Annotated in this window: 28 protein-coding genes; 12 read left to right on the top strand and 16 right to left on the bottom strand. The window is 69.1% G+C overall.

Annotated features, from left to right (window positions below; all coding sequences use genetic code 11):
- Positions 1-110 precede the first annotated feature (110 nt).
- Positions 111-794: an SDR family oxidoreductase gene (locus tag ACGFNU_RS32960; RefSeq protein ID WP_392600005.1), complete on the bottom strand. Its 684-nt coding sequence runs from the start codon at positions 792-794 to the stop codon at positions 111-113.
- A gap of 81 nt (positions 795-875) precedes the next feature.
- On the opposite strand from ACGFNU_RS32960, the gene ACGFNU_RS32955 reads away from it, so the two are divergent.
- A complete protein-coding gene (locus ACGFNU_RS32955; RefSeq protein WP_392600003.1) occupies positions 876-1,409 on the top strand; it encodes a TetR/AcrR family transcriptional regulator in 534 nt (177 codons plus the stop codon).
- Positions 1,410-1,455: 46 nt separating this feature from the next.
- Here ACGFNU_RS32955 and ACGFNU_RS32950 read toward each other — a convergent pair whose 3' ends face one another.
- Both ACGFNU_RS32950 and ACGFNU_RS32945 read right to left on the bottom strand, forming a co-directional pair.
- Positions 1,456-2,490 (bottom strand): PP2C family protein-serine/threonine phosphatase, encoded by a 1,035-nt coding sequence (locus ACGFNU_RS32950; RefSeq protein WP_392600001.1) that lies wholly within the window; start codon positions 2,488-2,490, stop codon positions 1,456-1,458.
- Positions 2,491-2,867: 377 nt separating this feature from the next.
- The gene (locus ACGFNU_RS32945) at positions 2,868-3,239 is read right to left on the bottom strand and encodes a helix-turn-helix transcriptional regulator (protein WP_392599999.1); all 372 of its coding nucleotides are present in this window, start codon (positions 3,237-3,239) and stop codon (positions 2,868-2,870) included.
- Positions 3,240-3,951: 712 nt separating this feature from the next.
- Between ACGFNU_RS32945 and ACGFNU_RS32940 the strand changes: the two genes are divergently transcribed.
- The 4 genes from ACGFNU_RS32940 (at position 3,952) to ACGFNU_RS32925 (ending at position 6,052) form a co-directional block, all read left to right on the top strand.
- The gene (locus tag ACGFNU_RS32940) at positions 3,952-4,968 is read left to right on the top strand and encodes an ATP-dependent DNA ligase (protein ID WP_392599997.1); all 1,017 of its coding nucleotides are present in this window, start codon (positions 3,952-3,954) and stop codon (positions 4,966-4,968) included.
- Positions 4,969-5,047: 79 nt separating this feature from the next.
- Entirely contained in the window at positions 5,048-5,374 is a 327-nt protein-coding gene (locus tag ACGFNU_RS32935) for a PadR family transcriptional regulator (RefSeq protein ID WP_392599996.1), read from the top strand.
- Positions 5,371-5,727, top strand: coding sequence for a DUF1048 domain-containing protein (locus ACGFNU_RS32930; RefSeq protein ID WP_392599994.1), 357 nt, complete (start codon positions 5,371-5,373; stop codon positions 5,725-5,727). The genes ACGFNU_RS32935 and ACGFNU_RS32930 overlap by 4 nt, the downstream gene beginning before the upstream one ends.
- A 1-nt stretch (position 5,728) precedes the next feature.
- Positions 5,729-6,052 carry a DUF1048 domain-containing protein gene (locus ACGFNU_RS32925; RefSeq protein WP_392599992.1) on the top strand — a complete coding sequence of 108 codons (324 nt, stop codon included), beginning with the start codon at positions 5,729-5,731 and terminating at the stop codon, positions 6,050-6,052.
- 21 nt (positions 6,053-6,073) lie between these two features.
- Here ACGFNU_RS32925 and ACGFNU_RS32920 read toward each other — a convergent pair whose 3' ends face one another.
- On the bottom strand, positions 6,074-6,535 hold the full coding sequence (locus ACGFNU_RS32920; protein ID WP_392599990.1) for a DinB family protein: 462 nt from the start codon (positions 6,533-6,535) through the stop codon (positions 6,074-6,076).
- 8 nt (positions 6,536-6,543) lie between these two features.
- Complete coding sequence (locus ACGFNU_RS32915; protein ID WP_392599988.1) at positions 6,544-7,146, bottom strand: class I SAM-dependent methyltransferase; 603 nt, start codon at positions 7,144-7,146, stop codon at positions 6,544-6,546.
- 66 nt (positions 7,147-7,212) lie between these two features.
- Between ACGFNU_RS32915 and ACGFNU_RS32910 the strand changes: the two genes are divergently transcribed.
- Positions 7,213-7,794 (top strand): helix-turn-helix domain-containing protein, encoded by a 582-nt coding sequence (locus ACGFNU_RS32910; RefSeq protein WP_392599986.1) that lies wholly within the window; start codon positions 7,213-7,215, stop codon positions 7,792-7,794.
- Positions 7,795-7,896: 102 nt separating this feature from the next.
- Here ACGFNU_RS32910 and ACGFNU_RS32905 read toward each other — a convergent pair whose 3' ends face one another.
- Positions 7,897-8,370, bottom strand: a complete 474-nt coding sequence (locus tag ACGFNU_RS32905; RefSeq protein ID WP_392599984.1) for a carboxymuconolactone decarboxylase family protein — start codon at positions 8,368-8,370, stop codon at positions 7,897-7,899.
- 276 nt (positions 8,371-8,646) lie between these two features.
- Between ACGFNU_RS32905 and ACGFNU_RS32900 the strand changes: the two genes are divergently transcribed.
- Entirely contained in the window at positions 8,647-9,558 is a 912-nt protein-coding gene (locus ACGFNU_RS32900) for a GDSL-type esterase/lipase family protein (RefSeq protein WP_392599982.1), read from the top strand.
- Between the two features lie 42 nt (positions 9,559-9,600).
- Here the strand turns inward: ACGFNU_RS32900 and ACGFNU_RS32895 are convergent, their stop codons facing one another.
- Positions 9,601-9,843 (bottom strand): hypothetical protein, encoded by a 243-nt coding sequence (locus ACGFNU_RS32895; RefSeq protein WP_392599980.1) that lies wholly within the window; start codon positions 9,841-9,843, stop codon positions 9,601-9,603.
- 172 nt (positions 9,844-10,015) lie between these two features.
- Between ACGFNU_RS32895 and ACGFNU_RS32890 the strand changes: the two genes are divergently transcribed.
- Complete coding sequence (locus tag ACGFNU_RS32890; protein WP_392599978.1) at positions 10,016-10,384, top strand: hypothetical protein; 369 nt, start codon at positions 10,016-10,018, stop codon at positions 10,382-10,384.
- A gap of 191 nt (positions 10,385-10,575) precedes the next feature.
- On the opposite strand, the gene ACGFNU_RS32885 is transcribed toward ACGFNU_RS32890, so the two are convergent.
- Positions 10,576-12,528 (bottom strand): SpoIIE family protein phosphatase, encoded by a 1,953-nt coding sequence (locus ACGFNU_RS32885; protein ID WP_392599976.1) that lies wholly within the window; start codon positions 12,526-12,528, stop codon positions 10,576-10,578.
- Between the two features lie 308 nt (positions 12,529-12,836).
- On the opposite strand from ACGFNU_RS32885, the gene ACGFNU_RS32880 reads away from it, so the two are divergent.
- From ACGFNU_RS32880 to ACGFNU_RS32870, 3 genes are all read left to right on the top strand, one after another.
- A complete protein-coding gene (locus tag ACGFNU_RS32880) occupies positions 12,837-14,903 on the top strand; it encodes an NAD(+) synthase (protein ID WP_392599974.1) in 2,067 nt (688 codons plus the stop codon).
- Positions 14,904-15,555: 652 nt separating this feature from the next.
- Positions 15,556-15,876 (top strand): hypothetical protein, encoded by a 321-nt coding sequence (locus ACGFNU_RS32875; RefSeq protein ID WP_392599972.1) that lies wholly within the window; start codon positions 15,556-15,558, stop codon positions 15,874-15,876.
- 53 nt (positions 15,877-15,929) lie between these two features.
- Entirely contained in the window at positions 15,930-16,208 is a 279-nt protein-coding gene (locus ACGFNU_RS32870; protein WP_392599970.1) for a hypothetical protein, read from the top strand.
- 119 nt (positions 16,209-16,327) lie between these two features.
- On the opposite strand, the gene ACGFNU_RS32865 is transcribed toward ACGFNU_RS32870, so the two are convergent.
- A complete protein-coding gene (locus tag ACGFNU_RS32865) occupies positions 16,328-18,787 on the bottom strand; it encodes a PA domain-containing protein (protein ID WP_392599968.1) in 2,460 nt (819 codons plus the stop codon).
- A gap of 143 nt (positions 18,788-18,930) precedes the next feature.
- On the opposite strand from ACGFNU_RS32865, the gene ACGFNU_RS32860 reads away from it, so the two are divergent.
- Complete coding sequence (locus ACGFNU_RS32860) at positions 18,931-19,920, top strand: helix-turn-helix domain-containing protein (protein WP_392599966.1); 990 nt, start codon at positions 18,931-18,933, stop codon at positions 19,918-19,920.
- Positions 19,921-19,954: 34 nt separating this feature from the next.
- On the opposite strand, the gene ACGFNU_RS32855 is transcribed toward ACGFNU_RS32860, so the two are convergent.
- The 7 genes from ACGFNU_RS32855 to ACGFNU_RS32825 are packed head-to-tail and all read right to left on the bottom strand — an operon-like array spanning position 19,955 to position 26,735.
- Entirely contained in the window at positions 19,955-21,301 is a 1,347-nt protein-coding gene (locus ACGFNU_RS32855; RefSeq protein ID WP_392599964.1) for a class II 3-deoxy-7-phosphoheptulonate synthase, read from the bottom strand.
- Positions 21,302-21,314: 13 nt separating this feature from the next.
- Entirely contained in the window at positions 21,315-21,869 is a 555-nt protein-coding gene (locus ACGFNU_RS32850) for a hypothetical protein (RefSeq protein WP_392599962.1), read from the bottom strand.
- The gene (locus tag ACGFNU_RS32845; protein WP_392599960.1) at positions 21,866-22,360 is read right to left on the bottom strand and encodes a hypothetical protein; all 495 of its coding nucleotides are present in this window, start codon (positions 22,358-22,360) and stop codon (positions 21,866-21,868) included. The genes ACGFNU_RS32850 and ACGFNU_RS32845 overlap by 4 nt, the downstream gene beginning before the upstream one ends.
- Positions 22,357-22,977 carry a hypothetical protein gene (locus ACGFNU_RS32840; RefSeq protein ID WP_392599958.1) on the bottom strand — a complete coding sequence of 207 codons (621 nt, stop codon included), beginning with the start codon at positions 22,975-22,977 and terminating at the stop codon, positions 22,357-22,359. Before ACGFNU_RS32840 ends, ACGFNU_RS32845 begins: the two co-directional genes overlap by 4 nt.
- 26 nt (positions 22,978-23,003) lie before the next feature.
- Positions 23,004-23,597, bottom strand: coding sequence for a hypothetical protein (locus ACGFNU_RS32835; RefSeq protein ID WP_392599956.1), 594 nt, complete (start codon positions 23,595-23,597; stop codon positions 23,004-23,006).
- Between the two features lie 42 nt (positions 23,598-23,639).
- Positions 23,640-25,169, bottom strand: coding sequence for a hypothetical protein (locus ACGFNU_RS32830; RefSeq protein ID WP_392599954.1), 1,530 nt, complete (start codon positions 25,167-25,169; stop codon positions 23,640-23,642).
- 33 nt (positions 25,170-25,202) lie between these two features.
- Positions 25,203-26,735, bottom strand: a complete 1,533-nt coding sequence (locus ACGFNU_RS32825; RefSeq protein WP_392599952.1) for a pyridoxal phosphate-dependent decarboxylase family protein — start codon at positions 26,733-26,735, stop codon at positions 25,203-25,205.
- Positions 26,736-26,879: the final 144 nt, after the last annotated feature.

Raw genomic sequence — 26,879 nt, 5'->3', positions numbered from 1 at the left:
GCGAACGGGGTCACCGCGACGATCAGCATGCTAACCGTACGGACTCGAATGATGACCAACAGTGACCGGCGTGTTGCTCCGTTGACCCCTTCGGTGCGCCCCGACGGTCTTCAGGCAGGGCTGAGTGCCGTGGCCAGGCTCTGCTTGATGGTGCGGGTGGTCTCGTCGGCGAGGACCTCGGGCAGGCCGTTGGCGATGCCGTGCAGGACCTGGGCCGCGACATCGGCGGGGTCGGCCTTCTCTGCGGAGATGTCCGCGGCCATGTCGGTGTCCATGAACCCGACGTGGAGCGCCGAGACGGTGATGCCGCGGGGTGCCAGTTCCTCGCGGACCGCGTTCGTCTGCGCCCAGGCCGCGGCCTTGGCCGCCGCGTAGGCCCCGACGCCGGCCGGATGCCACCACGACAGCACGGACAGGACGTTGACGACGGCGCCGCCGCCGTTGCCCTCGATGACCGGGGCGAACGCGCGCGTCACGGCGAGCGGGCCGAAGAAGTTCGTCTCCATCTCCAGCCGGACCGCGTCCAGCTCGCTGACGATCAGAGGGGTGCCGGTGGAGATCCCGGCGTTGTTGATCAGCAGCGTCGCGTCCGGCGCGACGGCGGCCGCGGCCTGGATCGACTCCTCGTCGGTCACGTCCAGGCGCACCGGGATGGCGCCGGCCACGTCCACGCTCTGCGGCCGCCGCGCCGCCGCGTACACCTTCGCTCCCTCCCGCACGAGCTGCTCGGCCAGATGACGCCCCAGCCCCCGGTTGGCGCCGGTGACCACGGCGACCGCGTCCTTCAGTTCCATGTCCGCTCCTCGATTTAGATGATGCTCATAATCTAAACTGAGGCTAGGATAGAAGTCAACCGACATCCAAATGGAGGGCCGATGGGCCGCGCGTCGCGGGCGCAAGCACAGGAGAACCGCAAGCGGATCGTGGAAACCGCGTCCCAGCTCTTCCGGGAGCAGGGCACGCACGTCAGCGTCGCCGATCTGATGAAGGCGGCCGGCCTGACCCACGGCGGCTTCTACAAGCAGTTCGCCTCCAAGGAGGCGCTCATCGACGAAGCCACCGCCCACGCGTTCGCCGAACTCACCGAGCGCCACACGGCCGCCCTCGACCAGCGGGCGCTGATCGAGGCCTACCTCTCCACCGAGCACCGCGACGACCCCGGCGACGGCTGCCCGGTCGCCGCGCTCGCGAGCGACATGGCGCGCGAACCCGGCGACCAGGAGGCCCACCGCGTCTACGCCAAGGGCGTCAGCGACTTCGCCGAGCGCCTCGCCACCGAAGACCAGGACGGCCTCGCCCGCCTGTGCACGATGTTCGGCGCGCTCGTCCTGGCTCGCGCCACCAAGGATTCCCCGCTGTCAGAGGAGATCCTCGCCGCAGCGCGAGCAGCCCTGACAACACCCGCCTGACCGCCGCGCGCCCCGCTGGCCCAGGCAGACGCGTGTCAGGTGACCGTTAGGGACGGGAAGGCATGGCGGGCTGGCACAGCACCAGCGCCAGGTCGTCTTCGAACTGGCCGCAGACATGCTCCATGACCATATCGAGCAATCCCTGCAGCGCCTCGTCCAGCAGTGGCTCGCTCAGCACAGCGGCGGCCTGCTCGCTAACGCTGAACATGGCGCCGTCGGGGTTTCTCGCCTCGATGAGGCCGTCGGTGTAGAAGAGCAGCCGCTGATCTGGGGCCAGGCGGGCGTGGTAGGGCTCAGGTTCGGGGTTCAGGCCGAGCGGTGGGGCCGGCTCCGGAGGGGTCAGCAACTGCGGCCGGTCCCCGACGAGCAGCGGGGGCGGGTGGCCGCAGTTGACCAGGCGGACCTGGCCGGGGGCGAACTCGGCCAGCAGTACGGTGACGAAGTCCTCGGCTCCCAGCTCCGGGCCGATGCGCGCATTCAGTTCCTTGGCCAGCGCAGTGAGACTTGCGGTGGCGAACACCATCTCGCGGAAGCAACGTAGAACGCTGGCCGCCTGCTGAATGGCCGGAACGCCTTTGCCCCGCACATCGCCGATGATCAACCGCAGTCCGTACGGGGTCAGCGCGACGTCGTAGAGATCACCGCCGATCCGCGCCTCGCGCGTGGCGGATCGATGCCGGTGGGCGAACGACATCCCGCCGACCTCGGCCGGGATGGGACGCAGCAGCGCCTGCTGGACGACATGTGCCACCTGCGTCATGCGCGTCAGCGCCCGTTCCCGGTTGGTACGGATCCGCGCGCTCAGCGCGGCGAAGCCGGCACCGACCGCCACGATCAGGCACCGCGTCAGATGATCGACCGCGCCGAAGAAATGGTTGGGAATGCCCACCGCCAGGGCCAGCACCACGGCATGGCAGCCGACCAGCGCGGTCTGCAGGCCGGTACAGCGGGCCGCGGCCAGCATCGGCCCGGAGATCAGCAGCCCGACGAACACCACATGATCGGTCGTCGACGCGTCGGAGATCGCGATCGCGGTATCGAGCCCCAGCGCCAGCAGCAGCCATCGTCCACTCGCGTTCATTGGCAACCCCTGACCCGTGTATGCCTCCGGTCTCGTACGACAAGTAGCCAGCATCTCACCAATAGTGACTGCATTGAGGCAGAAGCAACAAAACAACCCTCCAAAAGGAGAGGCCCGCCGCCCGAACAAAAACGAGCCGAACGCCGAGTGGCCCGGCCCAGGTGGGAGCTTCGCACGAGAAGGCGCGTCCGGCAGTTGCCCTCATTTCCGTTTTGTCGCGGGGATTGGCGGGTTCGAGCTTCCAGGCAACATTCCCGATTTCGCCGACGCCCGTCCCGGCGACCCTTTCGCATGGCCAGGCGGACGACTGCGGTTGCGCGCGAACACGACGGGGCCTCGGGAGGTCGCCGTCTGACGCGGAGTCGCGTTCGCCGGGCTCAGGTGGTGGAGCCGTTGGCGGCCGGGTGTGGACGTCGATCCGCGGATCGCGGGTGCTCATCGCGAGACGTGGCGGCCGAGGCGAAGAGGGCGAGCAGATCGTGGACGTCGTGATCGGCTTCGGCCGGGTGCCGGAACGGCAGGTCCGGGTTGACGGTGTAGGTGTTGCGGCGGCCGACCTTGGTGCGGCTGAGATAGCCGGCCTCTTCGAGGTCGGTGACGATGAGCTGGGCGGCTCGTTCGGTGATGCCGACGAAGTCGGCGATGTCGCGCATGCGCAGGTCGGGGCTGCGGGCGATGCAGATCAGGACGCGGGCATGGTTGGTCAGGAAGGTCCACATCTTGCCGTCTCGCGGACCGGACGCCGTCACTCGATCACCTCGCTGTCTCCACATGCGGCGGCCCGTCGGGCAGTGACCGCCGGATCACACCTCGGGATTATGCCACTCCCAACTTTACTGAACCTCGATTAGCGAATATTATTTCGCGTATCTGGTTACTGGAGATTCTGTTCTGGTTTGGGTCGGTGCGAGCCTGCCCGGGAAGGGGCGCGGATGTTCGTTCAGGGAAACTCCGAGGTCCCGGGCTCCGGAACGGCTCCGCATGCTCCCTCGGCGGACGGGCCCGTGCACGCGGGCGTCAAGGCGGCGCGAAACCTGAGCGCCGAGGTCACCCGGCGCGGGGCCTTCACCGTGGTCGCCTTCGACGGGACGCTGAGCCGGGCGACGGCCCCGGAGGCCGAGGCGCAGTTGCTCAGCACGATCGTCCTGGCCCGAGCTGATCGCCAAGACCCGGTTCGCCGTCCGCGCGTCCCGTGGCTACCCCCTGTGCCTGGTCGTTCCGGAGGACTCCCAGGCCCGCCATGTGCTGGCGGCGACCTCGGCGGGCCACGACCTCGACTACGCGTCCACGCTCGCCGAGATCCTCGGAGACTCGGACCTCGCCAACGAAGCGTGAGCGGACGCATGGTGCGGTTGCGCCCGCGGCCCCTTCCTGCCTGAGTGTTCGGCCAGCTCACAGGGGTAGTACAAGCAGAAGCGAGGGGACGGGGCGAGGCAAGCGTTCGGGGGTGCGCGAGCCGTCATGCACATCCGCGGCCCCGTCGCGCCCATGCTCGCCAAGTCCGTCGACGACTTCCCCGATGGCGACGACTGGGTGTACGAGCCCAAGTTCGACGGCTTCCGCTGCCAGGCGCACGTCCGAGACCATGGGCAGACCGAGTTGTACTCGCGATCCCTGACCCGCCTCACTGGCTCGTTCCCCGAGACCACGGCAGCGATCACCGAGCGGCTGCCGGCCGGAACCGTCGTGGACGGCGAACTGGTCCACTGGTCGCCCGCCACCGGCAAGCTGGATTTCGAGGCACTACAGCAGCGTCTTGGTTCGGGCCGCCGCCGAGCCCTTCAGCTCGCTCGCCGCATCCCGATCAGCTACGTGGTGTTCGACTGCCTGGAGACGGCCGAGCGGGGCGACCTGCGCAACCGGCCACTGCGCGAACGGCGGAGCGTGCTGGAAGGCCTCCTGCGGGACGCACCCGCCACGGGCCTGGTGCTGTTATGCCCGCAGGAGACCTCACGGGGCCCGGCCAGACTCTGGCTGGAACTGCTGACTGCCCAGGCGATCGAGGGCGTCGTGATCAAGGCCCCGGGCGGGCTGTACCGGCCGGGCGTGCGCGGCTGGTACAAGCTCAAGCACCGCGACGAGACGCTGGCGATCGTGGGCGGCTACACCGGCACTCCCACAGCGGTGACCGGCCTGCTCGTCGGGCGCCATCCCGGCGACGGCGGCAGGCTGCGCGTGGTCGGGCGAACCGGGCCGCCACCCGCGCGGCTCCGTGACGAACTGGCCCCCCAGCTGATCGCCCGCCGGCCGGCGCAGGACGATCACCCCTGGCCCGCCGAGCTCCCGGCCGGATGGGCCCACGGCTTGCCCACCGCTGCAGCCCCGATCCGCTACCACCGCGTCCAGCCCACCCTCGTGGTCGAGATCGCGGTCGACATCGCCACCAGCCACGGACGCTGGCGGCATCTGGCCCGCCTCGAAGACATACGAGCCGAGTTGCGTCCGGCGGACGTGCCCAAGGATCTGGACCTGGAATGACCGTGACCCCGGCTCACTACTACGTGGTACTTTGTAGCGGTACCTAGTAGTACGAGGTACCCAACGAAGAGGATCCACGATGGATGACTTGAGGGAGATGCTGAAGGGCACGCTCGAGGGCTGCGTGCTCGAAATCATCGGCAGCGAGGAAACCTACGGCTACGCCGTCACGCGCCGGCTGAACGACCTGGGCTTCGCCGACGTCGTCGAGGGGACGGTTTACACCATCCTGCTGCGACTGGAGAAGAACGGGTTCGTCCAGGTGACGAAACGGCCGTCCGAGCAGGGCCCGCCGCGCAAGTTCTATGCGCTCAACGACGCGGGACGCGAAGAACTCGCGACGTTCTGGGCCAAATGGGAGTACCTCTCATCAAGGATCGAGAAGCTCAAGGAGGGCGGGAAATGAACTTCTGGGAGACCATCACGGGCAGCGATCTCACGAGGGATTGGAAGGCGTTCGAAGTCCGGGCCGCGGAATTGCCGTCCGACTACCGGGAGGCGTGGAAAGAGATCACGATGCACGTTCTTTCCTACTCGGACTTCACGGGGCGAAACCTGATGCCGATTCTCGACAATGCCCTGGGGCTGCTCGAAGAGACGGCGTCCGATGGGCAGAGCGTTCACGAGGTGCTGGGTGACGACATCGCGGGCTTCTGCGCGGCGCTGGCCGGTGGCGAAGGGGCCCGGACTCACCGCGACCGGTGGCGCGAGCAGTTGAACAGGAACGTCGCAAAGAAACTGGGCAGGCTGGGAGGCTGACGTGGGCATCCAGGACATCATCGAAGGCAAGAAGCAGTGGCGGGCGCACATGGCGCGGGTGAAGGCGCTTCCGCCGGATTACCAGATCGTCTACAAGGAGATGCAGAGGTACCTCTTCAAGGTCGGGCCAATCGACTTGACCGACGGAAACCTGCTGGCCGGGATCGTCGATTTCTTCGAGGAGGGCGCGGTGTCCGGCAAGGGTGTTCTGGAACTCATCGGCACCGATGTCGCCGCCTTCTGTGACGGCCTGATCAAAGACTCGCGCACCTACGCTGAGATCTATCAGGAGTCCGTCAGCGGGAAAACCGGCACGGCCGAGTAACCCCGTTCTCGCATGGTGCGGTCAGCGGCCGGTGGTGCCGTCCATCTGTTCCCGGAGGATGTCGGCGTGTCCCGCGTGCCGGGCGGTCTCCTCGATCAGGTGGGTCAGGGTCCATCGCCGGGACGGGCCCGGGCGGCCGCGTCTCGGGGGTCCTGGCGCGGCGAGGTCGTCCCAGGAAGCGATCTCCTTGTTCGCTTCGGCGATGGTCTCCCGGTAGGCGGCGAGGATCGCGTCGGTGGTGTCGTCCGGCGCGGGATGGAAGGTGGCTTGCCAGTCGGTCACGTCGTGGCCGAGCAGCCAGTGCCGTTCCACGTGGGTGAGGTGCTTGATCAGCCCGAGCAGGTTCGTCCCGGACGGCACGCCCGGGGCGCGGGCCTCGGTCTCCGGCACCCCTTCGGGCTTGGCCGCCACGGCGGCGCGCAGGTAGTCGAGGAACCCGACGAGCACGTCCTTCTCGCCGGGGCCGGTCGAGGGAGGCCCCACGTCGCGCCTCATCGCTGTGCCCGGCGAAGGATCAGTACGTGGTCGGTGACGGTGGCCGTGCGGCCTTCGGGGCCGGTCGCCTGCCGCTTCGGGGTGTCCGCGCGTTCGATGGACCATCCGGCGTCGAGGGCCAGTTCGGCGGCCACCTCCTCAGGCGTCGGGTGGTGCACGTCGGGATCCTGGTTCCAGGACCACGGAGCGGTGGAGCCGTGGTCGACGATGGCCAGCCGTCCGCCCGGGTTCAGCGCGTTCGCGGCGGTCCGCAGCACATGGGCGCGGTCCAGGGCGAACGGGGTGTGGAAGTACTGCGCCGAGACCAGGTCGAAGGTTCCGGCGGGGAAGTCTTCGGCGAGGTCGACGCGGAGCGCGGTGACGGACGTACCGGCTCGCTGCTGGAGCGAGCGCACGGCCGACGCCGAGATGTCGACCGCGGTCACCCGCCAGCCGTGGTCGGCCAGCCAGAGGGCGTCCCCTCCCGCTCCGCAGCCGAGGTCCAGTGCGGTGCCCGGGGGCAGCGGACCGGCGATCTCGGCCAGTCTCGGGTTCACGTTCGGCGACCCGATGCGGCGGCTGTAGTGCTCGTCCCAGAAACGGGCGGCTTGATTGCTCATGCGTCCACCCTGGTCGTGAGCCGTCGGATCGGCACGAAAAGTTGCCGTTATGGCAAGCTCAGCCTCATGGAAGAGACGGACCAGGTGCTGGAGGCGGTCGGCCCCCGGCTGCGCGCCCTGCGCAAGCGCCGCGGACTGACCCTGGCGGACGTGTCGACGGCGACCGGAACGTCGGAGAGCACCCTGTCCAGATTGGAGAGCGGCGGGCGGCGGCCCACGCTGGAACTGCTGCTGCCGCTGGCCCGCGTCTACGGGGTGCCTCTGGACGACCTCGTCGGCGCTCCCCGAACGGGTGACCCGCGGATCCACCTGAAGCCGATCCACCGCCACGGCATGACGTTCATCCCGCTCACGCGCCGCGCGGGCGGAGTGCAGGCGTTCAAGATGCTCATCCCGGGCCGCCCGGAGCCGGCGGAGCCCACGCCGCAGACGCACGGCGGGTACGAATGGGTGTACGCCCTCAACGGACGGCTCCGGCTGGTGGTCGGCGACCGCGACATGATCCTGTCGCCCGGGGAGGCCGCCGAGTTCGACACCGCGCTGCCGCACTGGCTCGGATCGGCCGACGGCCACCCCGTCGAGACACTCGTCCTCTTCGGACCGCAAGGCGAACGAGCACACCTGCGAACGCGCACCGCCCGCACCTGACCGCCAGGCGACGGACGCCGGAATGGTGCTCTGCGGCGGCGCCGTCATTCTGGCGTTGCCAGCGACTGCACGCCGCCGCCGAATTCCCTAACGCCGCGCTGGTCAGCCCCACTGGCCGGGCTGGTAGTCGCCGGCGGGCTGCCGGGCGATCACGTTCATGCGGTTCCAGGCGTTGATCAGGGCGATCTGGGACACGAGGGCGGCCAGCTGGTCCTCGTCGTAGTGCTTGGAGGCGTTCGCCCACACCTCGTCACTGACGCCACCGGCGGCGTCGGCGATGCGGGTGCCCTCCTCGGTCAGCTCCAGAGCGGCGCGCTCGGCGTCGGTGAAGACCGTGGCCTCCCGCCAGGTCGCGACCAGGTTGATGCGCACCGAGGTCTCACCGGCGTGCGCGGCGTCCTTGGTGTGCATGTCGGTGCACATGCCGCAGCCGTTGATCTGGCTGGCGCGGATCTCCACGAGGTGCTGCGTCGCGACCGGCACCGACGAGCCGCGCAGGACCTGGCCCGCCGACTGCAGGTACTTCATGAATTTGGCCGTGCCGGGGTTGCCGTAGTAGTTGAAACGAGCGTTCATGATGCTCTCCTTGCCGTCTTTGCGGTTACACCCCGTTGACGAGACAGCCCGGCACGATGTGACCGGCAGAGAACGTGATGTGGTTCACTCTGATCCGGTGGACCTGGGCACGCCGAGCGACGATCCCGGCGTGCCGCTCACGCGCTACGGAAGGGTCGCTCACCCAAAGTGACCGACTGAAAGCCCACAGTGTTAACCTCTTGCTGCTCCGGCCGTCGCTAGCCGACCGGAGCGGAAAGTTGGCCCCCCGGCCGTCCTTTCGACAGAGGAGACCGCGTGGGACAACGTTCGGGGCCGTGGAAACACCTGATCGGCCGCTCTGCACAAGGCCGCCTCGCATGCCTGGTCGCCCTCAGCATCGCCCCGCTCTCACCCCCGACCGCCCACGCGTCCACCACCTCGGAAGGGACGGCCGGCGCACCGACGGGCGTTCCCGTCCGGATGGCGGCTCTCGGCGACTCGATCACTCGCGGGCGGAACGCCTGCCTGCTGCCTCGCGACTGTGTCAAGCGTTCCTGGTCCACCGGGCGGAGTCCCGAGATCAAGAGCCACTACCGGCGGCTGAAGGCCCGCCGCGGCAGGCTCGCCGCGTACAACGACGCCGTCTCGGGAGCGCAGGTCTCCGCGCTCGCACGCCAGGCCGCGTCGGCGGTCGCCCAGCGCGCCCAGTACGTGACCATCCTCATCGGCGCGAACGACGCCTGCGCCCGCTCCGAAGCGGCCATGACCCCGGTGGACGACTACAGGACGGCGTTCCGGACCGCCATGGAGACGCTGCGGCGGGGCGTCCCCCATGCGCGGATCTTCGTGGCGAGCATCCCCGACCTCAAGCGCATGTGGCAGGTCGGCAAGGACCGCTCCGCCGCGCGCACCGTCTGGACTTTGTTCCACATCTGCCAGTCGATGCTCGCCGATCCGCTCTCCATGGCCACCGCCGACCAGGCACGACGCGACCGCGTACGCCGACGCGTCATCGATTACAACGCCGTGATGGCCCAGGTATGCGCCAAGCACCCGACCTGCCGTTTCGACGGCAACGCCGTTTTCAACTACCGCTTCACCCGTTCGCAGATGAGCCGATGGGACCATTTCCATCCGAACCTGAACGGCCAGGCCACCTTGGCCCGCGTGACGTACAGGCGCAGTTTCTGGGCGGACGATCGGGGCCGGCCGGCATCGGAATCGTGAAACCTGACCGAGGCGCGGCACGGCCCCGCATTTCCCTCGGGCTTATTGCTTGGGGCGCTGGCCGGGGCGGTCGACGATTCCGGCCGCGAGGCGGACCGACTGGCTCTCGACGGTGCCCTTCTTGAAGGTGGTGCCTTCAAAAGGGACGTCCAGGACCGCGCGATCACGTTCGACGCCCGCAAGGCCCGCCGCGTCGAGGTGAACACCGACCGGCCCGCCGCGCGGAAGACGTCCTGGATCGTCTCCCTGCTGGCCAAGGCCGCGCCCAACCCGGACTACACCCACTTCAGGTGGAACCTGAACCTGCCGTTCGGCGCACAGATGTACGCCTCGGTCACCGCCCCGTCCCCTCGCTTCGCCTTCTCCGCCCAGGCCACCTACCAGGAACCGCTGCTGCGCCTCGAAACCGGCGGCGCCCAGCCCTTCCCGGTGGACGTCGAGTACACCGGCACGCCTGGTGCGGGACGGCGAGCCGGTCGGCGAAAGCGACATCCCGGCCGCCGGCGCGTTCGCCGCTCCGCCCGAGGCCGCCACCTACCGCCTCGACATCGAAGCGGCGTGCGACCACCCGGACTGGAAGCTGTCGACGAGAGCGACCTCCTCATGGACGTTCCGTTCGGCCCAGACCGCACGTTCCACGGCCCTGCCGCTCATGGCCGTCCGGTTCGTGCCGGAACTCGACGACCTGAACCGCGCCCCGGCCGCGAAGCCCTTCATGTTCCCGGTCCGCGTCGTGCACCAGCCGGGATCGACGTCGGCGCGAGTCACGTCCCTCACGGTCGAGGCCGCCACCGACGGCAACGTGGCAGCCGGTCCGCCTCCGTGAAGACGGCGACCGGTGGATCGCCGAACTCACCAACCCGCCCAAGGGCACGGTGTCGCTGAAGGCCACCGCCAAGGACGCCGACGGCGACACCGTCACCCAGACGATCGAGAACGCCTACGCCGTCACCCCCTGACGAACCGCCCCGCCCTCACGCCCACGGTACGAGGGGCGGCCGACATTACGGCGGCGGGTCAGTCGCTGACGTCCGTGCTGATCGTGCACCAGATGGTCTTGCCGTCGTTGCTGGGACGGGAACCCCATCTGTCGGCGAGGGCGTCGACGAGTTGCAGGCCGCGTCCGGTCTCGTCGTCCGGACCGGCGAGCCGGGCCTGGGGTTGCAGGGTGCTGCGGTCGCTGACCTGGATGGTCAGTTCCCGTTCGCTGTGCCGCAGAACCAGGTCGACCGGGCCTTGGGCGTGCCGGACGGCGTTGGTGACGATCTCCGAGGTGAGCAGGACCGCGGTGTCGATCAAGGTGCCGGGCATGGCGGAGGTACGGGGCCGCAGGGCGGCCCAGGAGGCCAGGGTGGCGGCGCAGAAGTGGCGGGCGTCGGCGACCGCCTCCGGCCGGCCGGGCAGATCGGTGCGGGCGGTGGCGACGGGCGTCGCGGGAAGGCGGGCCAGCAGCAGTGTGACGTCGTCATAGGTGCTGGCGTCGGGGAGCAGGGCGGCCAGCACGCTGTCGGCGGTCTTGTCGAGGCTGAGCCCGTCCCGGGCGGCCAGGCCCAGGGCGGCTTCCAGGTTCTTCAGCCGGGTGTCGAGATCGCTGGTGCGGGTCTCGACCAGCCCGTCGGTGTAGAGGGCGAGGGTGCTGCCCGACGGCAGGGTGAACTGGGCCTGCCGCGGGGGGTGCTCGGGGGCGATGCCGCCGACGCCGAGCGGCATGCTGATGGGTGCCGGGAGCGGGTGGACGGTGTGGTCGGCGTTGACGATCAGGACGGGCAGGTGGCCCGCCGAGCAGACGGTGGCCTCGCCCGTCTCGGGGTCCACCACCAGGTAGCAGCAGGTGGCCATCTGCGTGGGCAGGTCGGTGAGCACCGCGTCCAGCGCCTGGATGAGCTGCGCGGGCGGCAGGTCGGTCTTGGCCAGGGCGTTGGAGACCGCGCGGAGCTGGCCCATCACCGTGGCCGCCTCGAGCCCGCGGCCCATGACGTCGCCGATCAGCATCCCGACCCTGCCGCCGGGGAGGGGGATCAGGTCGAACCAGTCGCCGCCCACCCCCGGCCCGCGGGTGGCGGGCAGGTACCGGCCGGCGGTCTGGATCGGCACCTGGCCGGGGGTGCCCATCAGGGTGTGCTGCACCGTGAGCGCGAGCTGGCGTTGCTGCTCGTACAGCCGGGTGAGCTCCTGAGCCCGCTGCCGCTCGGTGAGTTCACGGATGATGGCGCAGGCGCCGACGATCGTCCCGGCGGAGTCGCGGATCGGCCAGAGGGTGACGTCGACGTCGAGTATCCGCCCCTCCCTCGTGACCCGGATGGTCTCGTGGTTCTCGATGTGCTCGCCCCGGCTCAGCCGTTCGAGCAGCGTGGCGATCTCAGGCTGGTGGTCCGGCGGCGCGAGCATCGCGACGTTCATGCCGATGGCCTGTTCGGCGGTGTAGCCGTACAGCCGCTCGGCGGCGGAATTCCAGAAGGTGATCGTGCCGTCCAGCGTCTTGCTCAGGATGGCGTCGCGGGACGACCGGACCATCGCCGCGAGGTCGCTGGTCTCCTGGTCGGCCGCCCGCGCGCTGATATCGCGGATCGCGGCGCACACCAGCACGCCGTCGGTGTCGTGCAGGGCGCTGAACATGATCTCGATCGGGAACTCGGTCCCGCCCTTGCGCAGGCCGGACAGCTGCACCCGGGTCGCCATGGAAGGCTCCTGCCGAACGTGTTCGCAGTGGTGCAGCGGGTGCCTGCCGCAGAACGTTCCGCATCGAAGATGGGGGACGATCAGGGCGGCGGGCCGTCCGAGCAGCTCGTCCCGCCGGTGCCCGAAGAGCATCTCGGCCCTGCCGCTGACCGCGCGGATGACGCCCGCGCCGTCCACCATCACCAGCGCGTCGGGCGTCGCCTCCATCGGGGCGTCATGACGCTCGAGGTCATCGTGTTCCTCGTTCCGGCCGCGTCTGCCCGCGTCCCAATCCCGGCCACGCCCACCCACGTCACATCACCCGATCCCCGGAGTCCGCCCGCGCGTCCGCCCGCGCGTCCGCTCGTGTGCGGGAGCCCGCACGTTCGGTCCCCGCCCTCGGGCATTTGAGCACGCCGGGCGGCGACTGTCCCGGAATTGTCACAATAAGTATCGGAGCACCTACTGATCGTGTGCATCATGATAGGGCCCGCGCGAGAACGGCCCTGGTCAGCGCTCCGTGGGGAGAGCGGCCGCGAGGGGCGACGGGGCGCACTGTTACGATCACGACGGCACGATGATCGGGCCGGGACGCAGGCCGTGGCGGATGGGGGATCCCGGTGAACTTCTGGTCGATTTACCAGCACGGGTTCGCGCGTGTCGCCGCGTGCACCGGTCCGCTCGCCATCGCCGATCCGCCCGCCAACGCGGCGGCGGTGCTGCGGCACGGGCGCCGGTGCGCGGACGACGGGGTCGCCGTCGCGATCTTCCCGGAGCTGTGCCTCACCGGCTATTCGATCGAGGACCTCCTGCTGCAGGACGTGGTGCTCGACGAGGTCGAGCAGGCCGTCGAGACGATCGTGGCCGGGTCGGCCGAGCTGATGACGGTGCTCGTCGTCGGCGCCCCGCTGCGCCATCGCCACCGGATCTACAACTGCGCGGTGGTCGTGCACCGCGGCCGGATCCTGGGCGTCGCGCCCAAGTCGTACCTGCCGACGTACCGGGAGTTCTACGAGCAGCGGCAGATCGCCTCGGCCGTCGACGAGCGCGGTGGGACGATCCGCGTCGGCGGGCAGGACGTGCCGTTCGGCGTCGACCTGCTCTTCGCGGCGGAGGACGTCCCCGGCCTGGTGCTGCACGTGGAGATCTGCGAGGACATGTGGGTGCCGGTGCCGCCGAGCGCCGAGGCGGCGCTGGCCGGCGCGACGATCCTCGCCAACCTCTCGGGCAGCCCGATCACGGTCGGCCGGGCCGACGACCGGAAGTTGCTGTGCCGCTCGGCGTCCGCGCGCTGCCTCGCCGCGTACGTGTACGCGGCGGCCGGGCCGGGGGAGTCGACCACCGACCTGTCGTGGGACGGCCAGACGATGATCTACGAGAACGGCGCGCTGCTGGCCGAGACCGACCGCTTTCCGCTCGACGATCAGCACGCGGTGGCCGACGTGGACCTCGACCTGCTGCGGCAGGAGCGCCACCGGATGGGCACGTTCGACGACAACCGCCGCGTCCATTCAGCGCGTACCGGAGGCTTCCGGGAGATCGCGTTCCGCCTCGATCCGCCCACGACGGACCTCGGGCTGCGGCGCCGGGTCGAGCGGTTCCCGTTCGTGCCGGCCGACGCCGAGCGCCTCGCCCAGGACTGCTACGAGGCGTACAACATCCAGGTCGCGGGGCTGCTCCAGCGGCTCGGGGCGATCGGCGGCCCGAAGGTCGTCATCGGGGTGTCCGGCGGTCTCGACTCCACGCACGCGCTGATCGTCGCCGCCCGTGCGATGGACCGCGCCGGGCGCCCGCGCAGCGACATCCTCGGCTTCACCCTGCCCGGCTTCGCGACCGGCGAGCACACCAAGGACAACGCGCACAAGCTGATGCGCGCCCTCGGCATCACGGCGGCCGAGCTCGACATCACCCCGACCGCGCGGCTGATGCTCAAGGAGCTCGACCACCCGTTCGCCGCCGGCGAGCCCGTGTACGACGTCACGTTCGAGAACGTGCAGGCCGGGCTGCGCACCGACTACCTGTTCCGGCTGGCCAACCAGCGCGGCGGCATCGTCCTCGGCACCGGCGACCTGTCCGAGCTGGCGCTCGGCTGGTCCACCTACGGCGTCGGCGACCAGATGAGCCACTACAACGTCAACTCCGGCGTGCCGAAGACGCTGATCCAGCACCTGATCCGCTGGGTCATCTCCAGCGGCCAGTTCGACGAGGACACCAACCGCACGCTGGCGGCGATCCTTGGCACCGAGATCAGCCCGGAGCTCGTGCCGGGCGAGGAACTGCAGTCCACCGAGTCGCAGATCGGCCCGTACGCCCTGCACGACTTCACGCTCTTCCACGTCCTGCGCCACGGGTTCCGGCCGTCGAAGATCGCGTTCCTGGCGTGGCACGCCTGGCACGACCGGGAGGGGGGCGACTGGCCGCCCAACTTCCCCGCGCCCAAGCGGGCCGCCTACGACCTGCCGGAGATCTGGCACTGGCTGGAGGTCTTCTGCCGCCGGTTCTTCGCGTTCGCACAGTTCAAGCGGTCGGCCATGCCGAACGGGCCGAAGGTGTCGGCGGGCGGCTCCCTCTCACCGCGCGGCGACTGGCGCGCCCCGTCCGACAGCTCGGCGCGTGCCTGGCTGCGCGACCTCGCCCGCTGGGACATCGCCGATGGACAGGTTTTGGCCGGGCGTGGAGACGAGTAGGAGATAGATCGGAGACGCGCGTCGAGGTGGACCTGCAACGCCAGGCCATCAAGAGCCATGCCACCAGACTCCGGGCCTCCCTGGACGACCAGCGCCGCTATCTGGCCAACGCGCGCCGCGCAGCCTCCTGAAGCGGCGCGGCCGTCCGTGAGCCGCGCGCTACTCCGGCAAGTGCCCCACCAGCGCGGCCAGGTCGGAGTGTGGTGATTTCTCCACCGTCGCACCTTGACCGGTGGCAAGAAGAACTGTAAACGGCTGATCACTTCACGTGATCTGTGGAGCGCTGTACCGTCGATTCACCTGCCCAGACCGGCGGTGCGCGGGCCCACGGCCGTCAGGTCCTCCAGCCGCCGCCGGTCCGGACAGCAGGGGGAGCCGCGGCCGCCCACGTTCCCTGGGCGGTTCGCGCCATGCCGCTCCGAGGTGGACGGGCGCCACCCCGCAAGGACGCCCGCCCGCCCGGAGCGGTCCGAGTGAGGTTCCTGGCCGAGTGTCGCCTCCGTGCCCGTCTGACCTGGCCGGCTCCGCCTCTCTGGTACCTCGGCACGGAGCGTCCGGCGGCGCTCCATCGTTTTGTCGTCACCTGTTGTTATCGTTCAGCGACACATTGTCAGACGTCCAAGGCCGGACGTCGCCATGAAAGGAATCGACCGTGCGCGTTCCCGCCCGCCGGATGCTGCTGGTCCCCACGCTCAGCGCGGCTCTCGTCGGCTCCATGCTCAGCCCCGCCCATGCGGAACCCCAGTTCGACGGGTGTGACGCCCTGCGGTTGTCCCCCCTGCTGGTGGGCAAGACCCTGGCCTCGCATCCGGGCGCGGTGCACGCGGGCGAGGTCGAGGTCCAGAGCCTGAACGTGACGCGCACGGTCGGCATCCCGCATGCCAACCAGGTCGCGTCCTTCGACGACGCGGCGGAGCGCCTCAACATCCTCGTCGACGGCACCGACCGCGTCGCCAAGCTGGTCTGCGGCTGATCCTTGGTGGCCGGAACGCCTTCGGAGTCACGGTGGGCGTAGGACAATCGACCATGGCCTCGCTTGAGGAGCAGATCTTTCTGGCCGTGTGCACCGAGAACGCCGGTGCCGGAGTCCCGCACAACCTGGGTCCGCCGTTCCGCAACGCCGTGATCGCTCGCCTCTGGCTGTCCAACTACCTGGCCGCCACCGCCGAGAGCCTGGAACTGGACGGCGACCACGACGACCTGGCCGCCCTCTACCGCGACGCGGTCGGCCCGATGCGCAAGCACGGCAACGCCACGGTCGGCGACATCCACTACGAAATTCGCATCAAACCCGGCCAATACTGATTCGCATGGATGGCTGGGGCATCTCCACTCGCGCCTGCGGGCCGACGTCTCACGTCGGCTGACGTTTCATGCTGGGCGCCTGGAACGGGAGGTGGGGGTCCAGGCGCCCAGCGATTTTCCTAGGGAAGGCTGTAGGCGCGGATGGTTTCCTGGGTGAGCGCGTTGCCCGCGGTGTCTTCGGCCTGGATTTTCAGAGAGACCTTGCCGTGGCCGCGAAGGCGGGTGGAGTAGCCGTCGCGCGTCTTGCGCACGGAGGCGTTCGTCCAGCTGGCGCCGTCGTCGTAGGAGACCGCGAGAGACAGGCGGCGCAACGGAGTGGTCGACCCGTCCTGGTGGCGCACCGCCAGGTTGAGTGTCCTGGAACGTGCGCGGTTGTTCAGGTCGAGGTTCGCGTCGTAGCCGACCTGGAGGAGCGGGGCGACGGCGTCCTCCGTTCCTGCGGGACGGGCTGAACGGAACGTCCAGGCCGTCTTGGTGCGGGTCGACAGCAGGGCCCATGGGGCGTGGTTGTCGACGTCGTACTCGATCCGGTAGGTCCTCTCCTCGGGCGGCAGGATCAGGCTGCCGTTCGGCAGGTGGATGGTCGAGGCGATCAGCTTGCCGTCCTGGTACACGCGGAAGTCGGTGGCGAAGCCGCCGGGGAAGTTGCTGGTGTAGGCCCTGCCGAAGTTGCCCGCCGCGTCGACGAGGCCCACTCGCATGCGCAGCCGGTCACCGGTCCGGGCGATGGGGCTCAGGGGGTTCAGGCCACCGGTCAGCGGCGCCTCGAACCAGGTGCGGGTACGGCGCTGGCCGGGCCGGTACGACAGCCAGACGGATTCGTCGAGCTGCACGTAGGGCGTGTTCTCGTCCGGGAAGGCGTGGTTGTACGGCTCCTCCGGCGTCGCGGCGCGGGCCGTCCACGTCGTGTCCGGGTCGGCGGAGAGGTATTCGATCCGCGAACGGGGCGCCCCCTTGAACGGGTGCGTGTAGGCCGTCGCGATGCTCTCCCATGGACGGCGGTGGTATCGCCCAGTGCTCATCGTGGCGAAACCGTGGTAGTCGTTGCGGACCCGAGCCAGATCCCGCGTGCGCGCCACATAGTGCAGCTTCTTCGGGATCCCCTGCTTCTCCGGGTAGACCAGCTCGTACATGTACGGGCTGTCGGTCACGCCCGCCGCCGTGACGGTGACGGGGCCGCATGCGAGGAGCGCCCGGCCCTGTTCGTGGGAGAGCCGCACCGTGGGAACGGTCAGCTTGACGCCGCTGCCGTTCGTGTCGCCGTTGACGCCGGGTTCGTCGTTGTAGATCGCGACCATCCGCGCTCCGGCCGCGGCGGCCCGGTTGGACTGCTCGGCCACGGAGACGTCGTCCGACCTGCGGATCAGCGCGAGCCTGCCGCGAAGGTCGGCCCCGGGACGGTCGCCGTCGGCGACGCGCAGCCGCGCCGTGCCGTTCAGGCGCGGATACTGCGAGGAGACGTCGCTGAAGTAGACCGGGTTGACGTACTCGGGCGACAGCGTGAGGCCCGGCGCCCGCATCGTGATGGACGGGGCCTCCAGCCGCCACCGCGTGTAGATCTCGAATGAGCCGGTGCGGACCCGCGGGGCCGGCTGCATGAACACGCGTTCCTCGAGCACGGAGCCGGCGCCTGTGAGCACGCCCGTGCTCGTCGCCGGGCCCTTCGCCGGGGTGCGCGTCCACATCAGGTGGCTGAGCGAGCCGAGGTTCCGCCTGGTCACGTGGTCGGGCGTGTCGATCTTCACCTCGGTCGCCCGGCGCGCGTCGAGCACGAGCTCGGTGTCCTCGGTGATCTTGATCTCGGGGTACCCGACGAAGCTGCGGTTGAGCGGGGTGTCCTGCGCGGTGCTCGACTGCCACGCCGGCATGGTCTCGATGACACCGGTGATCGAGTACGTCCCGGGCGGGACGCGGATGCAGCCGCTCCCGTCCCAGGAGGCCTCGGTGCAGGGGAGCTCCGGGTCGCCGGGCAGCGTGCGGCGCGAACTGCCGCGGGAGCCGTCCTCGACGTTGAACACGCTGATCGTTCCGCGCGCCGCCCGGCCGTCGCGGGCGATGCCCTTCAGCCGGATGGTGACGAGCCCGTCCCCTGAGGTTTTCGGCGCGGGGACGGCCGCCCGGCGCCCCTCGTGGATCGCGGTCACGTTGAACGACACGGGATCGGCCGAGGTCTGGTCATCGGGGACGACAAAGAGATCACGGCCCGTCTGGGTCACCGAGAAGGAGGGCGTGTAGCCGTTCCTGCGGGGCGCGGCCGTCACGGCGGCCACCCCGCCGGACGACACGTGCACCTTGTCACCGGTCGGGAGCGTCACGTCGTACGGCTCGCCCGCGCCCGTCTGGGCAGAACCGCCCGTCTGGGCAGAACCGCCCGTCTGGGCGGCCCCGATCGTCTGGGCGGCCCCGGCCGATGCGGGGTCGGCCGGGGCGAGCCCAGGCGAGGCGGGACTGGCCGAGGCGGGGCCGGCCGAGGCGGGGCCGGCCGAGGCAGGGGCGGCCGATGCCGGGGCGGTGAAGGTGGCGGCCAGGGCGGTGGCCAAGCCCACCGCTGCGATGCCGCCCGTCGTACGTCGCCACATGGCCGTGTCCCCTCCGCGAAAACCGATGAAGATCGTTTTAGCGGGCGTTCGCGCAGGTGGTCCAGGGGTGGCGGTGGCGGGAACCGTCATGACGTAAAGCCGCCAGGGCCCGAAAAGGGACAGTCAGCGACTAGATTCGCTGCATGTCCGAATCACGGCCCACCGGCGAGCCCCGGCGCCCGGTACTGGAGGGGCTCGGCGTGACCGCCGCCGAGGAGGCCGTCTACCGGGCGCTCCTGCGCGAGGGCCCCGCCACGCTCGCGACCCTGGCGCCGCGCACCGGCGCGTCGGTCCCGGCGCTGCGGCGGATGGTGCCCCGCCTTGAGGAACTGGGCCTGATCACGCGCCTGGCCGGTCGCCCGCTGCGGCTGCTGGCCACCCCGCCGCACGTCGCGGTCGAGGCCCTCGTCGCCAGCCGCCAGGAGGAGATCGCCCGCAGCCGCGCGGCGATCGGGCCGCTCGTCGCCGAGGCCGCGCCGCATCCGGAGGAGCAGGTGGAGGTCGTCAGCGGGCGGGCGGCGGTGTCCCGGCGCTACCTGCAACTCCTCCAGGGGACGCGCGAGGAGCTCCTCGTCCTGGTGCATCCGCCGTTCGCCACCGACCCGGCGCTGTCCAGCGACGAGCAGGAGCGGACGATGGACCGCGGGATCCGGGTGCGCGGCATCTACGGGCCGGACGCGTTCGACGAGCCCGGCGCCCTGGAGTACGTGCAGCGGGCCATCGCGTCCGGCGAGGAGGCGCGGCTGGGAAACGTGCCGATCAAGCTGGCCATCGCCGACCGGCGCACCGCGATGCTGCCGCTGACCTCCGAGCACGCCAGTTCCGTCGACAGTTCTCTGGTCGTCCACTCCTCCGCTCTGCTGGACGCCCTGGTCTCGTTGTTCGAGGCGCTGTGGCAGAGCGGCGTCCCGCTGCCCGGTTACGACGCCGCCCCGGACGACGACGTGCTCGCCCTGCTGACCGCCGGTCTCACCGACGACGCCATCGCCCGCCAGCTCGGCATCAGCACGCGTACCGTCCAGCGTCGCGTACGCGAGCTGTGCGACCGCCTGGGGGCCCGGACCCGCTTCCAGGCCGGCGTGCTCGCCGCACCCCGCTTCGCCCAGCACCGCCAGGCCGAAAACGGGCGATAGCGCCTCGACCGCCTCGACCGCCCCGAAGCCGGCGTCAGGTCTGGTCGGTCACGTACGTTTCGGCCACATGGAGGGCCAGTTCGAGGGCCTGGCTCCGGTTGAGACGCGGGTCGCAGGCGGTCTCGTAGCGGGTGCCCAGGGCGTCGAGACGGATCTCGGGCCGGCCGCCCACGCACTCGGTGACGTTGTCGCCGGTCAGCTCGACGTGGATGCCGCCGGGATGGATCCCGAGGGCCCTGCTGATCGCGAAGAAGTCGTCGATCTCCTGGAGCACGTCGCCGAAGCGCCGTGTCTTGTGCCCGCTGGGCGCCTGGAAGGTGTTCCCGTGCATCGGGTCGCAGATCCAGGCCACCTGCGCGCCGCCGGACGCGGTGACGGCCTGCATCAGGTCCGGCAGCCGGTCGCGGATCTTGCCCGCGCCCATCCGGGTGATGAACGTCAGGCGTCCCGGCTCGCGGCGCGGGTCGAGCCGTTCGATGAGCGCCAGCACCTCGCTGGCGGTCGCGGCCGGGCCGAGCTTCACCGCGATGGGATTGCGAATCCTGGACGCGAACTCGACGTGCGCGCCGTCGGGATCGCGGGTGCGTTCCCCGATCCAGAGCAGGTGCCCTGACAGGTCGTAGGTCCGGCCGGTGCGGGCGTCGGTGCGCGTGAGCGCCGACTCGTAGTCGAGGAGCAGCGCCTCGTGCGAGGTGTAGAGCTCGTCGGTGCCGAAGGCGTCCGACTCGACACCGCAGATCCGCATGAATCTCAGGGTCCGGTCGATCTCGCCCGCCAGCGGCTCGTGCCGGGGCTCGGGCGGGGAGCCCGCGACGACGCACTGCTTCCAGTCGTGGAGATGGCGCAGGACGGAGTGGCCCTCGGTGGCGAAGCCGCGGATGAGCTTGAGCGTCGTGGACGACAGCCGGTACATGCGCTTGAGCCGCTCGGGATCGGGAGTGCGGGCCTCCGGGGTGAACTCGGTGCCGTTCACCGCGTCCCCGCGGTAGCTGGGAAGGGTGATCCCGTCGCGGGTCTCGGCCGGCTGCGAGCGCGGTTTGCCGTACTGCCCGGCGATCCGCCCGACCTTGACGACGGGCACGGACACCGCGTAGCTGAGGACGGCGCTCATCTGGAGCATGGTCTCGAGCTTGTTGCGGACGTCCTCGGCGGTGGACCGATCGAAGGTCTCGGCGCAGTCGCCGGCCTGGAGCAGGAACGCCTCCCCGCGGGCGACCTCGCCCAGCCGGGCGCGCAGCCGGTCACATTCGCCGGGCTCGACCAGCGGCGGGTAGGCGCCCAGCTCGGAGAGGACGTGGCGCAGTGCTTCGGCGTCAGGCCATTCGGGTTGCTGCGCGGCTGGAAACGACCGCCAGGAATCGGTCCTCTGTTCGCTCTTCACGTCGGAATGCCCCCTACACGGCGAGCACTCGGATGGACGGCCTGGTCTCGCTCCTCAAGAACATCCTCTCCTTCTTTCCTTCCTGTTCCAGTTCGAGACTGAGCCGGTACTCGTGCACGCCCGGCTCCACGGTGAGGGCGACGACACCGGCCCAGTAGTAGTAGCTGGGGGTGAGCGGGTGCCGGGTGAAGTCAGGCATCCCGTACACCTTGAGCTCGGCGCAGACCTTGGAATTGGCGACCTTCTCCGCACCGTCCACCGTGTTGTCGAGGAAGACGATGTTGTTGATCTTCGGCATGGGAGGAGTGGACCCGTCGGGCCTGGTCTCCATGTCGAGGGGCCGGATGATCCAGTTGAGCACCTGGCCCTGGTTGCAGACCGTCTGCAGGTCTCCGGTGCCCTGGCCGGTGCTGCCGTTGCCGTTGTCCATCATGTACAGGGCGCCTTCCAGCGTGCCCGTCGCCGCCACCTTCTCCATGTCGACGAAGGTGACGATGTTGAGCTGGACGGCGCTCAGCTGCCCGGGGTTCTGCTTGTCCTCGGTGCCGTTGGCGGTCTTCCCGGTCATCGTTCCTCCTGCGAGGCCGCCGTGCCGGCGGTCGCGACGTCCTGGCCGGCCAGGCCCGGTGACAGGGGGCTGGTCATCGGCTCGTCCTTGCGGCCCACCTTGAACTGGAGCTGGTAGGGCACGAATTGCTCGACGTCCTTCTTCACCGTGCCGACCCAGTAGGAGACATCGGTCTCCGGGAACACTTTGCGTTCCGGGACGCAGACCTCGCCGTCGATGTCGATGCCGTGAATGCAGACGTAGGTTTCGCGGGTCAGCGCGAGGGCGGTCCAGACGAGCTGGTCGCCCTTCTTCACCTTGGTGGTGAGCTCCCCGGTGCCGAGCCCGCTCGAACCGCCGGCCTTGTTGGTGTCGTACAGGTAGAGGTTGCCGAGCAGCGTTCCGGTCGCCAGCGAGCCGACACAGTCCACGATCGCGGTGATGGAGACCTGCCGCTCCTGGCCGCCGCTGCCACTGCCGCCGCCTCCCGGCCGGGATTTCTGCGTGCTCATCCTCTGCTCCTCGATTCCGTCGGCTCCGGATACGGCTGCGGGTACGGATACGGTGGCGACGATCCGCCCGCGGCGATGGGAAGCATGGCGGTATCGGCCTTGGTGAAGCCGTTGCGCCTCATCTTCGACTCGATCCGGATGCGCGAGCCATAGGACATGTGCACCGGTTCCCAGGTGTGCGTCCTGCCGCGTTTCACCGGGCGGTGGAGTTCGATTTCGAGGGTGTACGAGAAGGTTCCGTGGTGGGAGGTGTCCACCGAGGCGGACCAGTACCAGCCGTCGGTCACCAGATCCGGCGAACCGTACTGGGCCGGGTAGATGATCTGCTGGTCGACCGCCTCGCCGGTGATGTCGGTGATCACGGGCGTCAGCGGCGGCGGGCCCGAGACGGTGTCGCGTCCCAGGCTGTAGGGCAGCCAGTTCAGGACCTGCTCGTCCGCCTGCGATCCGTCGCACCAGCAGGTGCCGTTGACGGCCGTCACCAGATTGCCGGTGCCCTCGTTCTCGGAACCCAGCAGGCTCATGTTGTCGAGCAGGTAGATGTTGTCTTCCAACGCTCCGGCCTTCAAGGCGGCGTTGACGTCCACCAGCACGATGAGGGCAAGGTGTTGGGGCATGGGCTCGTCTCCTTCCGGTGAAGCGCCTAGAGGACCTTCAGCGCAGGGGATTCGATCTGGAGCGTGCTGCGTTCGCCCTCGTACATCTGCAGCTCCAGCCGGTAGCGATAGGACACCGCCGGCTCCAGGAACGGTGGAACCACGCCATCCCAGACGTCCAGGGTCGGGTTCTCGTCGACGAGAGCGCCGTCAGGGGAGGCGCCGTCAGGAGCGCCGCCGTCAGAAGGGCCGCCGTCAGGAAGGGCGGCCTCTCCGTAGCCGGGGCCCCTGACCTCTTCGAGGGGCTGTGTGGTGTCCGGCACCAGCAGGCTGGACCAGCTGTCGAGAACCGATCGCTTGCCGTTGCCGTTGCCGCTGTCGTTGACGTCATCGTCGTCGTCGCGGGAAGGGAGGAAGGTGATGTTCTTGATCGCGACGGGCGTCTGCACGTCCAGCGGTACGACCGTCCATCTGACGACCTGGCCCGGGCAGCAGACCGTGCACAGCTCGGCCGTTCCCTGCCCCGTACTTTGGTACTTTCCATCGTCCATCATGGAAAGGTTGCCGTTGAGCAGGCTTCCTTCCGAGAGGCATTTGATCACGTCGACCGCGATGACGATGTTCACGCGCGACTGCATCATGGGTCCTTTTCGTGTGAATTGACCGGCGTCTTTCGATCCGCCTCAGCGCGCCACGTCTCGCACCAGGGGGACCTTTCCCACCGCGGTTCGCTCGATCTCCGCCGAGAAACGGTCGACCAGCCTGAGCTCGAAGCGGTATCCCGTCTTTTCCATGTAGGCGGAATTGGCCTCACCGTCGTTGAACACCGACAGCGCGCGGCCGAGGGACTCGCTGAAGATGCGCTCCATGTCGTGCGGGCCGAGCGTCCGGCTCATCCAGGTTCCGAGCCCATGGACGTCGTCGACGGCGGCCAGCAGCGTGAGGAGTCTTTCCTCGCGGTCGTTCCTGAACTGGACGTCGTGCGCCACCAGCTCCAGATCCAGCACGTTGGCCGCCTTGAGCCCCTCGTGCAGCGCGGCGTAGGCGCGGGTAGCCGAGTACTGGGTGTCGCCCAGGTGCAGGATGTCGCCGCTGCGGCCCGCGAACTCGAACTGGCCGGTCTTCAGGCCGGGGCCATCGATCCTCGGCCGGCGGATCATCCGGTCGCCCAGTTTGAGGCGCAGCAGCGGGGCCTCGTGGCCGTGCAGGCGCGTGACGACCAGCTCGCCCTCCTCGCCATCGGCGACCCAGCGCCCGTTCTCGTCGACGATCTCGATCAGGTGCAGGCCGGGGACCGCGGCCAGGTAAGGCGACGACGGCCACAGCTGCAATCCGATGGTCTCCGCCTGGGTGGCCGCGAAATAGCTGAGGATGACCAGCTGCGGATACATCTCGTGGAGTTCGGTGCGTTTGCAGTGCGACAGTATTCCGCTGCCGTAGAGGGCGACGCGGAAGCTGTCCCTCGCCTCCTGGCTCAGGCCGGCGCCGAGTTCGGTCATCAGCGCGATGCTCGCGGTGATGCCCATCATCGCCTTGGGGCCCGGATAGGAGAACATCTGCCGTAGCACCGCCGCGGTGACCGGCCCGGCGCCGATGTAGTTGACGTCCGGCACGTGCTGCAGGACGCCGCCGACCATGGTGCCGCTGCTCCACATCTGGTAGTCGGCCAAGGTGGTGAACAGCCAGCTGGGCTCGACGCCCCCGAGGTACTGCCGCAGCAGGTAGGTGCCGAGGAAGTCGCCGGCCACCTCGTAGGTGTCGTGCAGTTCGCGCAGCGAGTAGACGCTTTCGAGCGGCTGGCCGCCGCTGGTGCCGCCACTGGCGACGATCTCGAAGCCCCCGGCGCTCAGCGGCATCACCAGGCCCGGCCGCGAACCCATGAACAGTTCGCGCTGGGCCTCCTTGTCGGCCAGCGGGATGTCCTGCCATTCCTGGAACGTCGCCGGGGCGCCCGTGAGCCCCGCCCCCTGAAGACGCTCCCGCCATGCCGGGTTGAGCATCACGATGTTGACGAGCTGCCGCAGCCGGCGGAGCACCAGCGCTTCCTGGACGGAATGGTCGACCTCGCTGTACCGGGTGCCCAGGACCCGTTCGCATTCGCGCATCTTGCTCTTGAAGGAGGGAAGCGTCGCCAGGCCGGCCACCGCGGCGGGCTTCAGCTCCGCCGGAGGAATCAGCCGTTCGGCGAGCGAGGTGGTCTCTTCGGACGACATCCTCGGCCGGGTAGTGGCCGCTTGCTGCATTGACTACTCCTTCTCCTTGTCGCGTCGCTGGTCGTTGCCCAGCAGCGTTCGTCCGGCGTTTCTGACGTCATCGAGCAACATCTGGAAATGCTCACGGGTGATCTGGTGATTCATCATCACGACTCGCAGGGCGGCGACGCCGTCGACATTCACCTTGGAGATGAAGAAGCGGCCTTCGGCCTTGATGTGGTTCCGGATGGCCAGCTGAAGCCGGTGCAGTTCTGCGTCGGCGAGACGGCTGTCAGGGCGGTAGCGGAAACAGAGAATGTTCGCTTCCGGCCTGTGCAGTGCCTCGAAATCCGGAGCCGCACAGACCTCGTGGTAGATCTCCTGCGTCAGCCGGCAGAGATATTCGATCTTCTCGGCGAACAGGGCGGGGCCATAGAGCGCCCACAAGGCCCACAGGCTCATGATCATCGGCCGTTTGGAGCATTCGAAGTTCTGCTCCGCGCTGTCGAGGGCGGTGTAGATGTCCGGCTCCTGCTCGAAGACGTAGCTGGCCTCCTGCCGGAACGCCCCGTAGCCGTGTTCTTTGTTCCTGTAGAACAACATCGTGCATGGCATGGGCACGAACATCATCTTGTGCGCGTCCCAGCACAGCGAGTCGGCTCTGTGAATTCCTTTCAGCTTGTGCCGAAGCCTGTCGGATACCAGGAGACTCGCGCCGTGCGCGCCATCGACGTGGAGCCAGAGGTTCTTTTCGCGGGCCAGGTCCGCAAGCTCCTCTAGCGGGTCGAATGCCCCGAGGGAAGTGGTCCCGGCCGAGGCCACCAGACAGAACACTTTGAGATGCCGCCGCTCCGCGGACGCAAGAACCGGGCGCGCCCGTTCCATGCAGATCGTTCCGTGGCGATTCACCGGCAGCCGCACGATCTGTTCTTCGCCGATGCCCATGACACCGGCCGCCCTGGAAAGGCTGTAATGGGCGTTGTCGCCCATCGCGATGGCGGGACGGACTCGCCGTCCGGCGGCGGCGGCTCCGTCCGACCAGAAACGGGGGAACGCCCTGTTGCGGGCGGCCAGCAACGCCGTCAGATTGGCCAGGGAACCACCCGAGGTGGTCACCATGGAGAAGCGCTCCGGATCCCAGCCGATGAACTCGTTCAGCTCGTCGGCCATGATCCGTTCCACGACGTTCGGCAGCTGGCCGGCCTCATAGAACGACGCGGGCTGGCCGGCCACCGAGGTCATGAGCTCGATCACCCCGGCGAGCGGCACCACGCCGGAGAACTGCCGGCCCATGTAACCGGGCGAGTGCAGCTGGATTCCAGTGCGCAGGTACAGATCGACGATCGCCGACAGTTTCTGCTCGTCCAGCGCCGGAATGCTCTGGCGCTCCCGAGTCATCAGCGCCCGCGCGGCCCGCCCGAGCAATGCGGGATCGGTCAGCCGGAGACCCCTGATCGAGGTGCCGTCCAGATACTCTTCCAGCTTCGCGGTGACGGTCGCCGAGTTCCTCCGGAACAAATGCGAGTCAAAGGCCTCGAGTGCCAGTCCGCGGTGGAGTGTTGCCGTCGCGGCACGGTCGTCTGCCACTGAGATCCCCCCGGGCGATGCGGTAATCGACCTTCGCCCAGCGCTGCTTGGGCTCTCTCACCGTTCCAGGCCGTCGGGCGGTTTGTAAATGTTGCCCGGCTAGATCTGCCTTGAGAGAAAGGGGGGAGTTGTTTCTTAGATATA

It is taken from the genome of Spirillospora sp. NPDC048911, from assembly GCF_043198015.1.
Taxonomy (GTDB): Bacteria; Actinomycetota; Actinomycetes; order Streptosporangiales; family Streptosporangiaceae; genus Spirillospora.
Note: the sequence above shows the minus strand (reverse complement) of the source record. Positions and strands in the feature narration are given on the sequence as shown.